Here is a 14,130-nt window from a genome sequence, read left to right on the forward strand (position 1 = left end):
TTCTTAGCCGGCTGTGAATCAGTGTCACATTTGGCGCCGGTAAGAGATCTCAATAAGCTTGCTAACCAAGTGAAGAGCAACCCCACCGACGTTAAAGAAATTCAAAAGCAAGTAAAAAAAACACAACGTTCAATTAAAAAGCAAGTTGGTAGTGTTGGGCAGCTTTTAGCTACTTTAGAGAGTGTTGTTAGCCGTAAGTGGGGGAAAAAAAATACTCAGCAACCAACACGTAGAAAGTATGTGAAATATAGTAATGACTACCAAGCTAGAGCAATCATTGATTTTGATAGCAGCACTGTTCTCGTTGAAACAATCGCGACTAAAAATACAGACGCGTTATTAACCCAAGCAATTGTTACCACACTTTTAACCTCAAGCGACCCAGATAAAACGGATATTTTTACAAGTGAAGCTCCGATTTTAGAAGGCGAACCTTTTTTATATCAGCAAGTTTTAGATGAAGATGGACTTCCCATTAAATATCAATGGAGAGCGAATCGTTTTGCTCATTATTTAATTGATACAAAAATGCAAAAAAAACGTAGTGATGGTCATCAGATTACATCCGTTACTTTTGAATTAGTCGAACAAAATGCTCATTTACGAAAACAAAAATATAGTGAGTATGTTTTAGCTGCATCAAAGAAATACCAAATATCAGCGTCGCTTATCTACGGTATTATTGAAACAGAAAGTCATTTTAATCCGTATGCGGTGAGTTCTTCAAATGCTTATGGTTTAATGCAAATAATTCCTGCAACTGCAGGTAAAGATGTATACCAACGAATAAAAAAAGTATCGGGCCAACCAAGCAAAGAGGTTCTTTTTGATCCTAAAAATAACATTGATATAGGCAGTGCTTACTTAAGTATTTTACAGAACGATTATTTGAATAAGATTAATACTCAACAAAACCAACACTATGCCATGATTTCATCGTACAACGGTGGCGCAGGTAATGTACTAAGAATATTTAATCAAGATAGGGATATTGCTTTTTCGAAAATAAACCAACTTACTTCCAGTCAGTTTTATTACATATTAACAACTAAACATTCGAGGGAAGAGTCTCGACGTTACCTAGAAAAAGTGACAATTGCAGAAAAAACATATCAATAATTAACATAAGAGAATAACGAAAAGTAGTTATTAACTACTTTTCGTTATCATCACGCTCACTTTTAGCCGCCATTTTAAACGCCACAATAACCAATCCAAACATAGCAAATGGAAGCGCTGCCAACATATATTCAACCATATTACTGTCTTGAAAATTAGCTTGTAGTAAAAAGTGCCCCGCCACACACATTAAAATAACCACTAATAAAATAGGCAGTAACATGAGTTCTTTTTTTGATGAGTGGTTTTTCATTGAATGTGAGGCTATAGCTAAAAATAATGCACCATTGTAATGAGCTTACTTAAGCTTGGCAAACACCGCAGAATTTTTTAATTAATGTTATGATTAGCGTCAAACAATTGGGCAAGTGTTATTAGGAATAAAGTGAAAAGTAACTTAAAAAAAGTTTACCTCGTTGGTGGTGCAGTGCGCGACAAGCTGCTAAATATAAAATCAAAAGATAACGATTATGTAGTGATTGGTGAAACACCAGAGACAATGCAATCGCTTGGTTTTGTGCCAATAGGTAGCGACTTTCCGGTTTACTTACACCCAAAAACAAAAGAAGAATATGCACTAGGGCGCACAGAGCGTAAAAGTGGCAAAGGCTATACTGGCTTTGTGGTTGATGCCAGCCCAACAGTGACGCTAGAAGAAGATTTAGCAAGGCGTGATTTAACCATAAATTCAATGGCGCTTGATGAACACGGTAATATTATTGACCCGTTTAATGGCCAAACTGACTTACAAAATAAAACACTGCGCCACACCACAGAGGCATTTGTAGAAGACCCTGTTCGAGTACTGCGTATTGCCCGTTTTTTAGCGCGCTATGGCAGTGATTGGCGTATTCACCCAAGTACGTATGCATTAATGCGCGAGCTTAAAAATAAAGGTGAGCTAAATCATTTAGTACCTGAGCGCGTGTGGCTTGAAACTGAAAAAGCACTGGGTGAAAAGCACCCTGAGCTTTATTTTGAAGCACTGCAAGGCTTAGGTATTTTCCCAGAGCTTGAGTGCATGGTTAATGTACCGCAACCGGCAAACCATCATCCTGAAGGGGATGTATTTATACATACTATGCTGGTACTTAGGCGCGCTGCCGATTTAAATTTTGATTTAGAAACACGTTTCGCAGCACTAACGCATGACTTTGGTAAAGCACTTAGCTTTAAAAAGTATGGAAACTTACGTGGACACGAACGCGAAGGCGTTGCGGTAATTGAAAAGTTTTGTGAGCGCTTAAAAGTGCCTAACCGTTTTCGCGATGTTGGCGTACTCACCAGTGATAATCACACCCTTTGCCACACGATTGATCAGTTAAGGCCGCAAACCATTCACAAGCTAATAGTGACTAACTTAAATGCGTTGGTACACCCAGGACGTTTTATAGCGTTTACTCAAGCGTGCCAATGCGATGCACAAGGGCGTGGTAAAACACTTGTAGACAAGCCATACCCGCAAGCAGCTAAGCTGCGAGCAATTCATACTGAACTGCAAAAAATGGATAAGAAGCAGGTAGTGCAAAATGCACTTAAAAATGGCAAAAAAGGCCCTGAAATAGGCGAAGAAGTAAAACTAGCCGAAATAAACTGCATTAAAGCATTTTTGGAACGCGTGAATTCTCAAGCGTAATCAAATTAGACTAGGTAGTGCGATATACCTTGGCTTTTAGTCGTGTCGTGCTTTCTTAGCTCTTTGTAGTTAGTACTTTTAGGTTTTACACTCTCTGATTCAGGCTTTTTAGACGACCTATATAAATCAAAAATAAAGTCTAGTTCTTCACGCTCTAGTGATGGCTTCATGGGTATTCCTCAAATGTAATACTTTAATATGGTATTAGGGTATGGCCGTTTGACTGAATAAAAAGTGAATAGTTACATTTGAAGTTGCACTAAATTGTAATCGGCAGGTTTTGAGGGACGAGTAGAATATAATTGTTAATTTATATGGAGTTGAGGTAAATAAAAATAAATTAGTTTAACAAATAATATACAGCTGAATTTAGGGTCTGTTGATCTTTCAAGGTTAAATTTGCAGCAGTCTGTTTGGTATTTAGGCAAGGCAGAGCCTATACAGTGTGGTTATTCCCCATAAATAGGCGATAACGTAGCATTAATGCCAAACATGCGCTGCCCAAAGGGTTCTTCCTAGGGGCTATTTACTCTTTGTTGCTCGGTTTTGACTTAGCCCACTAGGTTACAAATCTCGCGCCGCGATTAAATAGCCCCTAGTTTGAACAAATTTTAATCCGCAAAGATCAACAGACCCTAATTTATTACGTAATTACTATTTGCATATAATGCTGTAGCTATAAATATAACGGTACGAATATAACGGTATAAATACAGCCTTAACCATTGACTAACGGCAGTGTTACGGTAAATACGACACCATCGGCTTGTTCGTTGTTTTGCGCTGTTACATTGCCTTTATGGTAGTTGCACACAAGCCTTACTATATAAAGCCCTAAGCCTAAATGTGGTTGTTGTTGCATTTGCTGGCTACGTACCGACACCATTGAGTCAAAAATATGCTCAGTTAATCCTTCGGGTAAAGCTGGGCCAGTGTTACTCACTGTTAGTGTTGCTTTATTTTCGCTCTGCTTAAGGCTTACATTAATCGCCGTATTGGCTTCACTAAACTCCAGCGCGTTATTAATAAGTTTATCAAGCAGCTGAGCTATAAACTCTGGTGCACCTTGCATTGGTAATTTGTTTTGGCATACATCAAGCGTAAATAACTGGTTTGGGTAGGTAAGCTGATAGCCTTGCATGCAGCCATTTATTACTTTTTGTAAATCAAAAGGTTCAGGTTCGTTGCTTTGAATACTTTGCTCAAGGCGGGTGGCTTCGCTCATGGTGGTTATTATTTTACCTAAGCGTTCAACGCCTTCGCTGGCGCGATCGAGGTATTTTTGACTGAGCTCGTTTTGTGGCAAGCTTTGTAAGTTCTCAAGGGATGAGCGCACTACGGCAACCGGCGTGCGCAGCTCATGTGACAATCGCGACGACATATTTTCTAAGTAATCGGTATAGCCACCAAGTCGACTAACAATGTTTGAAAAACTACGAGATAGATCGCCAATTTCATCGTTAGCATCGCTGTAATTAATACTGCCGGTAACACGCCCTTGTGCATCAATTGCTTGCTCAGCTGTATCGCGCAGCCGCCTAATTCGGTTCGATATACGTGAGGCAAAAAAGAACAAGGTGACAGTACCAATTAGCATCACAGCTAAAATAACGTTAAAGAGTTTTTCGAGTGATTTATTACGTAGTGTACGTACGCCGTTTGTGGTTTCCTCTGCTATTACCGCGCCAATTACTTGGTCTTGGATCCAAATAGGATAAGCGGCCGATAAAATAACGGCTTTGCTGTCGGGGGTTAAGCGCCAAGACGATGCTGGTTGTCCTTTTAATGCTTTCGCCAAATGTGTGCCTTGCATAGAAGCTACATCGTGCAGGGTATCTAAAAACTCATTTTCGGGACGCGTTAAGATTTTATAGTAAATTGGGTGTAAGTAATTTAGCTCAAAGCGCTGCCACCAAGTTTCAGGTGCTTGGTTGGCAAGTCCATCAGCCCATACGCCATCTGCATTTTGAATAGTACCCGATTGCGCAAGTACGCGATGATGGTTATCAACCACCCAAATACGACTGCCACTGTGACCCATACCTCTTAAAATACGGCTAATTTCTGGAGAAGGAACTAATACTGAGCCTAAATCGTTTGGATTATTTAAGTTTGAGGTCGACATTATTTTAGGCTCTAACAATGCCTCTTTACTATCAATGTCAACAATGGCAAAACCAAGTTTGTTGCCCAGCATGCTAATTGGAAAGCGCAGCTCTACGCTATAACCTGATTCGGTACTTTCAAAATAGCCCTGAATTTTTGTAAATGGGGCTTTGGTATTTGCATCAAATGCATTAACCCAGCCATCTTGGCGCGGCGCAATTATATAAGTATTAAACTGGCCGTCAGGCGTCTTTAGGCCAATTTGTAAATAATCGTTATTGGTAATACTTAAGCTATTTTTAGCGCGATAAATAAGGGTATTGTCGGTGACTTTAAATACAGCGTATAAGTAGTTATCAAATTTTCCCACCATATGATCAAACGATAAGTCACTGGCTTGATGTTTGTTATCTGTTTTTTGTAAGTAGCGATTGTCGTAATGCCAAAATAACGGCTGATAGCTGTCCCAATCGTTAAGTTTACCGTCGAGTTGAATGGGGTTTTTAAGATTATAAGCGTATAAATCGCGGCCTTTTATTACTTGATCTAAAAAGTTAGTTTGCTCGTCAAATAATGCGGGGCGCTCATGTAATGCAGTAGCAAGAGCACGAGTGGTGCCTACTAGGGTTTTTTCTTGGCCTTGGCGTAAAAACTTTTCCATTTCCCATACGTACTCGTAGCCAAGCCACGGCAGCAAAAACAAAAAACATGAAAGTAATATAAATTTACTGCGCAGACCAAATCGTAGCATTAGTGTTGTTCCCACCGATAGCCCATGCCATACACGGTATCTATGCAATCAAAGGTGCTATCGAGTGCTATAAATTTTTTACGAATACGTTTTACGTGTGAAGTAATGGTGCTGTCGTCTACATAAATTTTTGCATCGCTCATTAATTCGTTACGGCTTTTAACATGGCCTGGTCGCTGGGCAAGTGAATGCAGCATCCAAAATTCGGTTACGGTTAAATCAACTAATTGTTGTTGCCAAAAAACCTGCATACGTTGCGTGTCGAGTGTTAACTGCCCGCGTGTTATGAGTGCATTTGCATCAGCGGGTTGTTCAAGTGCTTCCATTCGGCGAAATAGCGCACCAATACGTGCAGCCAAGTGAGCCAAGCTAATGTCTTTTGTTAGGTAGTCGTCGGCGCCCATGCGCAGGCCGCATACGGTATCTATTTCGCTATCGCGAGCGGTTAAAAAAATAATAGGCAGTGTTTTAGAAAGCGATCGCAATGTTTGGCACAGTAAAAAACCGCCATCTATTTCATGGCCTAGGCCAATATCAACAATGGCTAAATCGGGCAGGGCATTTTTAAATGCAGCTTCAGCGCTGGCGCGATCTGCAAAGCCACTCACTTGGTAGCCCTGTAAGCTCAGCATTTCTATGTAGTTTTCGCGGATTGCGGGTTCATCTTCAATGATGGCTATTTTTTTCATTCTAATCATTATCCTATTGCCTCTGTTGTGCACTATAACGAAGTTCTTAACCTAAGTAAGGTTAAAAAGGCAATTGCCATTTTTTTGCCACAATTGCTCAGCAGTTTGCCATTTTTGCTCCCCTTTATTGCCACTTGAACTTGTTTTAATACACCCATCAAAACAAAACATCACAAATTTAAAAGTAAGTTTAAGGATCAAATCATGAAGAAGACATTAATTGCGTTAACACTGATTGCTAGTTTTTGTACTCCAGCAATTGCCTCAACATCTAACACGCCATCAAAAGAAGCCCATAAAGAAACGGCTATTGGGCTAGGTGCAGGCGCTATTATTGGCGGCGTAGTAGGCGGGCCAATAGGTGCGTTTATTGGGGCATTTGCCGGTGGTTTAATAGGTGATTCAAAAGTAGCAGATAACAAAATTGCAGAGCAAGAGCGTGCAATTACGGTTATGAAAGAAAAAACCAGCGATTACCAACACGTGCTTAACCACAATAATATGTTAGAGCAACAGCTAGAAGTGCTTGCCAATCAAAATGAGCAGTTAACTCAAGTTCAAATTAATAACTTATTGGCGATGACGGTGCAATTTAAAACAGGCTCAAGTGCTATAGCCCCGCATTTTGCATTGCAGTTAGACCAACTCGTTACCTTGTTAAACAACCAACCACAACTCGCGCTTGATTTAAGCGGTTTTGCCGATCAGCGCGGCGATGAGCAAGCTAATCTTTTACTTTCTAAAAAACGCGCAAATGCCGTGCAAAGCTATTTAATAAAACACGGTGTGAGCCACAAACGCTTAAGTACGCAAGCATTTGGCGAGCAGCAAACATTGGCTAATAGCAACACAGTAGAAGATAACTTTTTTGATAGACGCGTAACGCTTACCACTCGCTCAATGAATGGTGTAAATAGCCAAACGGCGAGTAACTAAACCTAACTGAATCTAAGTAAAGCTAAGCGTTCGATGGAGTGATTTTATGTTCAAATTGAGTAAACCAACCAAAATGCTTACTAAAGTAAGCATTTTTATATTCATAGTGATTGTGCTGTTAGCAAGTTTTAAAAGCCATGCGCAATCACCCAAGTTAGAGCTTTTTGATAGCAATGGGGCGCCAGCAGGCCCTGCAATAATATTAAAAAGCGATGCCAATATGACCTTAACTGGCCTAATTAACCATGTTGTAGTAACGCAGACCTATCAAAACGAAAACCCGTATGCAGTTAACGCGCGCTACGTTTTTCCATTGCCAGATGAAAGCGCCGTACACGCCATGACAATGCGTATAGGTGAGCGAGTTATTAAAGGCCAAATTGATAAAAAGGTAGAGGCCGAAAAAAAATACGAGGAGGCTAAAAAAGCAGGCAAGCAAGCGGCCCTTGTACGCCAGCAACGCGCCAATATGTTTATTACGAATGTGGCAAATATTGGTCCTGGTGAGCAAGTAGTAATTGAGCTTGAGTATCAAGAAATAATTGACTACAGCAGCGGCACATTCGCTATTAGATTTCCGACTACTATTACACCGCGTTATCACGCGATTAGTGGTGAGGTTGAGGTTAATACTCAAAACCAAACGCATACTAACCCACTCCCAACTGGGTGGTTAAGTCCTGTTTACAGCATTCAAAACATCACTCAAAATAGTACTCAAAATGATAATGTACCAAGCAGCCAATTTAGCTTAAACATTGATATAGATGTAGGCTTAGAGCTGGTGGATATCAATTCTAAATTTCATAATGTTGATGTACAAAACACAGCATTTGGGCAATATAAAATAGCGTTAAATGAGACAAATGCAGTTAATCGCGACTTTGTACTTGAGTTTAAACCGCTGCAAAAAGAGCAAGCTCAAGCCGCATTTTTTACTCAGCAGTTTGAAAATGGTGACCGATACGGGCTTGCTATGCTAATGCCACCGGGGGATCACTTTACACAAACTCAGCGCTTACCTCGCGAAATGGTATTTGTAGTTGATACGTCAGGCTCTATGCACGGGCAATCTATGGAGCAAGCTAAAAAAGCCTTGTTTTATGCGCTGTCATTACTTGATAGCGACGACAGCTTTAACATAATTGGTTTTGACAACATAGTGACTCCAATGAGCGATAAACCACTTATAGCCAGCGACTTTAATTTACGCCGTGCAGAGCGATTTATTTATAGCCTAGAAGCCGACGGCGGCACAGAAATACAAGGTGCGCTTAATGCCGTACTTGATGGCAGCGAGTTTGATGGTTTTGTACGCCAAGTTGTATTTTTAACTGATGGTAGCGTTAGTAATGAGGATGTATTGTTTAAAAATATTCAAAGTAAGTTAGGGGATAGCCGCTTATTTACAGTGGGTATTGGCAGCGCACCGAATAGCTTTTTTATGCGCCGAGCGGCAGATGTCGGTAAGGGCTCATTTACGTTTATAGGCAGCACAAGCGAGGTGCAACCTAAAATGCAGCAGTTGTTTGATAAGCTTGCACACCCGGCTATTACTAATTTGGCGCTAAGCGATGAAAGCGGTAACAGCTTAGATTTTTGGCCATCACCACTACCTGATTTATATTTTGGCGAGCCTATCATGGTCGCTATAAAACTTAATAATGCTAAAAGTGTGGTACTTGCTGGGCAAACAGCACAAGGGCCTTTAAGTATTAAATTAAGTACACAAAATAGCTCAAGCGCTCAAGGTATAGCAAAACTGTGGGCGCGCCAAAAAATTAAGTCATTACTTTTATACAACGAGCAAAATACAGTTAAAGATGAAGTACAGGAGCTTGCACTTACTCATCAATTACTTAGCCCGTTTACTGCTTTTATAGCGATTGAACAAACTCAAATAAAAGAAGTGGCAGAGCAAACGGCGCAAGCTACTAATGTAGTACCACAAGGTATGGCGATGCGTTTACCACAAACAGATGGGCAAAGTAGGCTGCACATATTATTAGGCTGTATTTTATTATTAGGATTTGGCGCTCTTAAATTTAAACACAGAGCGAATCCCTAAATGAAAAGAGACTTAAAATGAAAAGGTGGCTAAGCGCGGGCTTACTAATCGCTGGGCTTGGATTATTTGGTCACGGTGCTTATATGCAGGCAAAAGCGTGGCTTGCTCAAGTATTAATTGAACAAGCATGGCAAGAGGCGCTTAAATCACCCGGGATTAAAGTAAGGCCGTGGTATTACGCCGACAGCTACGTTACTGCAAAGCTTGATTGGCCAAGCCATAATAAAACATTAAGCGTATTGGCTGGAGCGAGTGGTCGTAATTTAGCATTTGCGCCTAGCCAATTTTTACCCGCAGGGGAGCTTGGCGGAAAAGAATTTGGAAACGAAAAAGGCGCGCTAATAGCAGGGCATAACGACACCCACTTTGCATTTTTACAAAACGCCAAAGTGGGTGAGGAGTTTACTTTGCAGTTACAAAGTGGGGAGGTACAACATTATAAAGTAACAGGGATTGAGGTTATTCATCAATCCCAGAACACATTTTTACATACTCCAGGGCTTTATTTGCTTACCTGTTACCCTTTTGATTCGCTTGCCTCTGGTACTGATTTAAGATTGCTTGTATCTGCACAGATGTCTTCGCCAGATTCGCTCAGTGGTATATCAACCACAAGCTCTTGATGGCGCTGACTTACCATTACACCAATAAACACTATAAATATGCTCAGCCATTGCCAAATGTTAAGCACTTCGCCCAAAATAATAGCTGATAAAATAAGTGTAAAAATAGGAATTAAATTGGAATACGCCGCAGCAGTTAATACCGACACCTTGCTAATAGCGTAGTTATACATGCCATACCCACCCAGAGTTACACACGAGCCTAAGTATAAAATACTCATAAGTGCGGTTAAGTCATGTTGGTTTTCGCTTGGTAGGTCGATAAAAAACAAAAATGGCGCAAAAAACAAACTACCGCTAATACCTTGCAAAGCAATTAAAGTAAGAGGCGAGTAGCGATTAGCCAAATGCTTAATACTTACGGTATAAAATGCAGCGCACACCATAGCCATAAGCTCCAAAAAGTTACCCAACAACGGATTAGGTGCCTGCTCAGAACTTGGTGAAAGAAGAGTAAGTAAAATACTGCCGCCAATACACAACGTAAAACCGACCACAATGGATTTGCTTATGTATTCTTTAAGTAATAAAAAGGCAAGTAGCGCAATAATAATGGGCAAGCACGACACAATAACCCCAGCCTGCGAGGCCGATGTGTATTCCATTGCATGGCCTTCAAATAAAAAGTACAAGCAAGGTTCAGCAAGCGACATACCCACTAAATACTTCCAGTCACCTTTTAAATACTCAAACCGAATAACATAGCGCCATAAACAAAGCGACAAAACTAACGTGGTGAGCATGCGTAAAAATATCACCAAGGTAGGGTCGTAAATGGCAATGGCATATTTGAGCGCAATAAAAGAGCTGCCCCATAAAAAGGTGGCAATAATTAAACATAAACTGGCAGGCATAGAGAGTAATTTACATAATTTAATAAAATCAGATCCTAGCATGAATATTTTTAACTTGTTCAAAAATACCGAGCTGGTATAAATTAATTCATCTTTAATTAATCAGTAGTAAAAAGCACATGCAAAGGGAACAGGTAATAGTTGTAAAGCTTGGTACAAGCGTACTAACTGGCGGCACCGATAAGCTAGACAAAGCGCATATGGTTGAATTAGTACGCCAATGCTGCGAGCTTAAAAAGCAGGGGCATCACGTTATTTTAGTATCGAGCGGCGCGGTAGCTGCTGGGCGCGAACAACTATTAAAACCCTGTGGCAGAAGCTTAATTGATAAACAAATGCTTGCTGCAATTGGACAAGGTCAACTTATTCATATTTGGCAGAGCTTGTTTGGTTTATACGGTGTAAATGTAGGGCAAATGCTGCTAACTCGCGCTGATGTAGACGACAGAGAGCGCTACCTTAATGCCCGCGATACACTCAATGCGTTATTAAATTACGACGTTGTACCCATCATTAACGAAAATGACGCAGTCGCTACCAGCGAAATAAAAGTAGGCGACAACGATAATTTATCGGCACTTGTCGCTATTTTGGCTAATGCTAATAAGTTACTGCTACTTACCGATCAAGAAGGGTTATTTACCAGCGATCCGCGCACAAACGCCGATGCCACCCTCATTGGTGAAGTAACACATATAAACGATGAACTGCGACAACTTGCTGGTGGCAGTGGTACAAATTTAGGCACCGGCGGTATGGCGACTAAACTGCAAGCCGCCGACATTGCAAGGCGCGCAGGTGTTGAAGTTATTATTGCTAAAGGCGCAGGTAAAAACGTTATTTTAAAATGCATGAGTGACGAGTTACCAGGCACGCGTTTTTTAAAACTCACCGCTCCAAAAGATGGCCGTAAAAAATGGTTACTAGCCGGGCCTAAAAGTACCGGCCAAATTGTTATAGATGCAGGTGCTATTGGCGCCCTTCAAAATAAAGGCGCAAGCTTACTTGCTAAAGGCGTTACTAATGCATTTGGACGTTTTGAACGCGGTGATTTAATTGATTTAATAGATAATAAAAATCAAGTAATTGCACGGGGCTTAACGCGCTTTAGTAGCACCGAGGTAAATAAAATAAAGGGTGCGCATTCTAGTCAAATAGGCCAGTTACTCGATTACGATAGTGGCGCAGAAGTACTTCATAGGGATGATATGGTCTTGCTATAGAAGCACTTTTATTAAATTAAATTACTTGAGTGTAATTCTCGCAGTATTACACTTTTTTGATTGTAAATTTGTGCTAAAATCTGGCTCCTTAAATTGTTGTAAGCAGAGCGCAGAACATGAAATTAGTTCGTTGGTTTTTAGGTTGTATAATCTTATTCTTTAATTTTGTATTTACTCCTCGCAGTAAAAAGCGTGCAAGCGACGAGCAAGCACAGCTTGATCAGCAAACCTCACAATTTAAACTGTATCAATTTAAAGCATGCCCGTTTTGTGTAAAAGTACGTCGCGCCATTAAACGCGAAGGCTTAAACATAGAAACGCGTGATGCAAAAGACAATGAGCAATATCGTCAAGAGCTACTAGAGCAAGGCGGCAAAGTTAAAGTGCCTTGTCTGCGTATAGAGCAAAACGGCCAAGTACAATGGCTGTATGAATCAAACGATATTATTGCTTACTTAAACAAAGTAGCTGCATAAACCACTTTTATTATCTCACTTATTTAAAGAGAATATACCATGACAATTCGCACCCGTGTTGCCCCGTCGCCAACTGGTGACCCGCATCTTGGCACCGCTTATATCGCCTTATTTAACTACTGTTTTGCTAAACAACAAGGCGGTGAATTTGTACTTCGTATAGAAGATACAGACCAAGTACGTAGCACGCCAGAGTCTGAACTTGCGATTATGGATAGCCTACGTTGGTTAGGGCTTGAGTGGGATCATGGTCCTGATGTGGGTGGCGAATTTGGTCCTTACCGTCAATCTGAGCGTAGCGATTTATATAAAAAATACGCGCATCAGTTAGTTGATGATGGTAAAGCGTTTTACTGCTTTGCTACAAGCGAAGAGCTTGATCAAATGCGTGAAGAGCAAATGGCAGAAGGCCTACGCCCTAAATATGACGGTCGTGGTTTAAACCATACAGATGAAGAAATTAAAGCAAACTTAGCTGAAGGCAAACCTTACGTTATACGTATGAAAATCCCAAGCGAAGGCACATTTAAGTTTAACGACTACCTACGTGATGAAATTGAGATCCCGTGGGAAAACGTAGACATGCAAGTGCTTTTAAAAGCGGATGGCTTTCCAACGTACTTTTTAGCGAACGTAGTTGACGACCACCATATGGAAATTAGTCATATTTTCCGTGGTGAAGAGTGGATTAACTCAGCGCCTAAGCTATTAAAGCTTTATGAAGATTTTGGTTGGGAAGCGCCGGTACTTGGTCATTTACCATTGCTACGTAACCCAGATAAATCAAAGCTGTCTAAGCGTAAAAACCCAACGTCTATTAATTACTATAAAGAAATGGGCTACCTGCCAGAAGCCGTGCTTAACTACTTAGGCCGTATGGGTTGGTCAATGCCTGATGAGCGTGAAAAGTTCACACTTAATGAGATGATTGAAAACTTCGACATGAAGCGCGTATCGCTTGGTGGTCCAGTATTCGACGTAGATAAATTAAGCTGGTTAAACGGCATGTGGATCCGTGAAAATCTAACCGACGAGCAGTTAATTCAGCGCTTTGTTGATTGGAAGTTTAATGGCGAAATGCTCGCTAAAATATTACCAGAAGTTAAAACACGTATTAATACGCTGTCGGATATGGTTGAGCTTGCAGGGCACTTTGTAGGTGGTATTCCAACTTACGATCCTGCGCTATTAACAGCCGGCAAAGCAGACGAAAACGTAATTCGCCAAGCGCTACAATTTTTTGTATGGCAGCTTGAAGGTTTACGTAGCTTTGAAAAGCCCGCTATTTTTGCAATTGCAAAAGAAGTTGCAACATTCCACGAGCTTAAGATTAAAGACTTTTTAGAGCCAATATTTGTCGCAATTACTGGCAAAACGTCAAGTACGTCAGTGCTTGATGCAATGGAAATATTGGGGTCTGACTTATCACGTGCTCGTTTACGTGTTGCACTTGCTCATTTAGGTATTTCTAAAAAGCAGGCTAAAAATATAGAGCGTGCGTACCGCGAATACCCAAGTGCATAATTACTAAAATGCACTTATAAAAGCCGAGCTTATTAAGCTTAATGCAGATCGTTTAAGCTAATTGAACGATCTTTCAAAGGGCTCATAATAGGCTACAACAGAAGTTGTGGCCTATTTTTATGTCT

13 protein-coding genes are annotated in these 14,130 nt (G+C 40.7%); 8 read left to right on the forward strand and 5 right to left on the reverse strand.

Annotated elements, in window-relative coordinates:
* Positions 1 to 21: 21 nt before the first annotated feature.
* Positions 22 to 1,119, forward strand: coding sequence for a murein transglycosylase domain-containing protein (locus GQR54_RS12710; RefSeq protein WP_331460296.1), 1,098 nt, complete (start codon positions 22 to 24; stop codon positions 1,117 to 1,119).
* 34 nt (positions 1,120 to 1,153) lie between these two features.
* Here the strand turns inward: GQR54_RS12710 and GQR54_RS12715 are convergent, their stop codons facing one another.
* Positions 1,154 to 1,372: a hypothetical protein gene (locus tag GQR54_RS12715; RefSeq protein WP_166378071.1), complete on the reverse strand. Its 219-nt coding sequence runs from the start codon at positions 1,370 to 1,372 to the stop codon at positions 1,154 to 1,156.
* Positions 1,373 to 1,504: 132 nt separating this feature from the next.
* Here GQR54_RS12715 and GQR54_RS12720 point away from each other — a divergent pair, with 132 nt between their 5' ends.
* Positions 1,505 to 2,755, forward strand: coding sequence for a multifunctional CCA addition/repair protein (locus tag GQR54_RS12720; RefSeq protein ID WP_166378073.1), 1,251 nt, complete (start codon positions 1,505 to 1,507; stop codon positions 2,753 to 2,755).
* A 5-nt stretch (positions 2,756 to 2,760) separates the two neighbouring features.
* Here GQR54_RS12720 and GQR54_RS12725 read toward each other — a convergent pair whose 3' ends face one another.
* The 3 genes from GQR54_RS12725 to pdsR all read right to left on the reverse strand — a co-directional run bounded on the left by GQR54_RS12725 (position 2,761) and on the right by pdsR (position 6,301).
* Complete coding sequence (locus GQR54_RS12725; RefSeq protein ID WP_166378075.1) at positions 2,761 to 2,925, reverse strand: hypothetical protein; 165 nt, start codon at positions 2,923 to 2,925, stop codon at positions 2,761 to 2,763.
* Between the two features lie 548 nt (positions 2,926 to 3,473).
* On the reverse strand, positions 3,474 to 5,612 hold the full coding sequence (pdsS, locus tag GQR54_RS12730) for a proteobacterial dedicated sortase system histidine kinase (protein WP_166378077.1): 2,139 nt from the start codon (positions 5,610 to 5,612) through the stop codon (positions 3,474 to 3,476).
* The gene (pdsR, locus tag GQR54_RS12735) at positions 5,612 to 6,301 is read right to left on the reverse strand and encodes a proteobacterial dedicated sortase system response regulator (protein WP_166378079.1); all 690 of its coding nucleotides are present in this window, start codon (positions 6,299 to 6,301) and stop codon (positions 5,612 to 5,614) included. The genes pdsS and pdsR overlap by 1 nt, the downstream gene beginning before the upstream one ends.
* A gap of 204 nt (positions 6,302 to 6,505) precedes the next feature.
* Here pdsR and pdsO point away from each other — a divergent pair, with 204 nt between their 5' ends.
* The 3 genes from pdsO to GQR54_RS12750 are packed head-to-tail and all read left to right on the forward strand — an operon-like array spanning position 6,506 to position 9,928.
* Positions 6,506 to 7,237 (forward strand): sortase-associated OmpA-like protein PdsO, encoded by a 732-nt coding sequence (gene pdsO / locus GQR54_RS12740; RefSeq protein ID WP_166378081.1) that lies wholly within the window; start codon positions 6,506 to 6,508, stop codon positions 7,235 to 7,237.
* Between the two features lie 46 nt (positions 7,238 to 7,283).
* Positions 7,284 to 9,305, forward strand: coding sequence for a marine proteobacterial sortase target protein (locus GQR54_RS12745; RefSeq protein WP_166378083.1), 2,022 nt, complete (start codon positions 7,284 to 7,286; stop codon positions 9,303 to 9,305).
* A 17-nt stretch (positions 9,306 to 9,322) separates the two neighbouring features.
* Positions 9,323 to 9,928: a class GN sortase gene (locus GQR54_RS12750; protein ID WP_166378085.1), complete on the forward strand. Its 606-nt coding sequence runs from the start codon at positions 9,323 to 9,325 to the stop codon at positions 9,926 to 9,928.
* Here the strand turns inward: GQR54_RS12750 and GQR54_RS12755 are convergent.
* Positions 9,823 to 10,782: a DMT family transporter gene (locus tag GQR54_RS12755; protein ID WP_166378089.1), complete on the reverse strand. Its 960-nt coding sequence runs from the start codon at positions 10,780 to 10,782 to the stop codon at positions 9,823 to 9,825. The two genes, GQR54_RS12750 and GQR54_RS12755, sit on opposite strands and share 106 nt — an antisense overlap.
* Before the next feature lie 119 nt (positions 10,783 to 10,901).
* Between GQR54_RS12755 and proB the strand changes: the two genes are divergently transcribed.
* The 3 genes from proB (at position 10,902) to gltX (ending at position 14,005) form a co-directional block, all read left to right on the forward strand.
* Positions 10,902 to 12,005 (forward strand): glutamate 5-kinase, encoded by a 1,104-nt coding sequence (gene proB, locus GQR54_RS12760; protein WP_165721072.1) that lies wholly within the window; start codon positions 10,902 to 10,904, stop codon positions 12,003 to 12,005.
* Positions 12,006 to 12,121: 116 nt separating this feature from the next.
* Positions 12,122 to 12,481: a glutaredoxin domain-containing protein gene (locus GQR54_RS12765; RefSeq protein WP_007581591.1), complete on the forward strand. Its 360-nt coding sequence runs from the start codon at positions 12,122 to 12,124 to the stop codon at positions 12,479 to 12,481.
* A gap of 39 nt (positions 12,482 to 12,520) precedes the next feature.
* On the forward strand, positions 12,521 to 14,005 hold the full coding sequence (gltX, locus tag GQR54_RS12770; RefSeq protein WP_007581594.1) for a glutamate--tRNA ligase: 1,485 nt from the start codon (positions 12,521 to 12,523) through the stop codon (positions 14,003 to 14,005).
* Positions 14,006 to 14,130 lie beyond the last annotated feature (125 nt).

The organism is Pseudoalteromonas sp. Z9A4 (assembly GCF_011378845.1).
Lineage (GTDB): Bacteria > Pseudomonadota > Gammaproteobacteria > Enterobacterales > Alteromonadaceae > Pseudoalteromonas > Pseudoalteromonas arctica.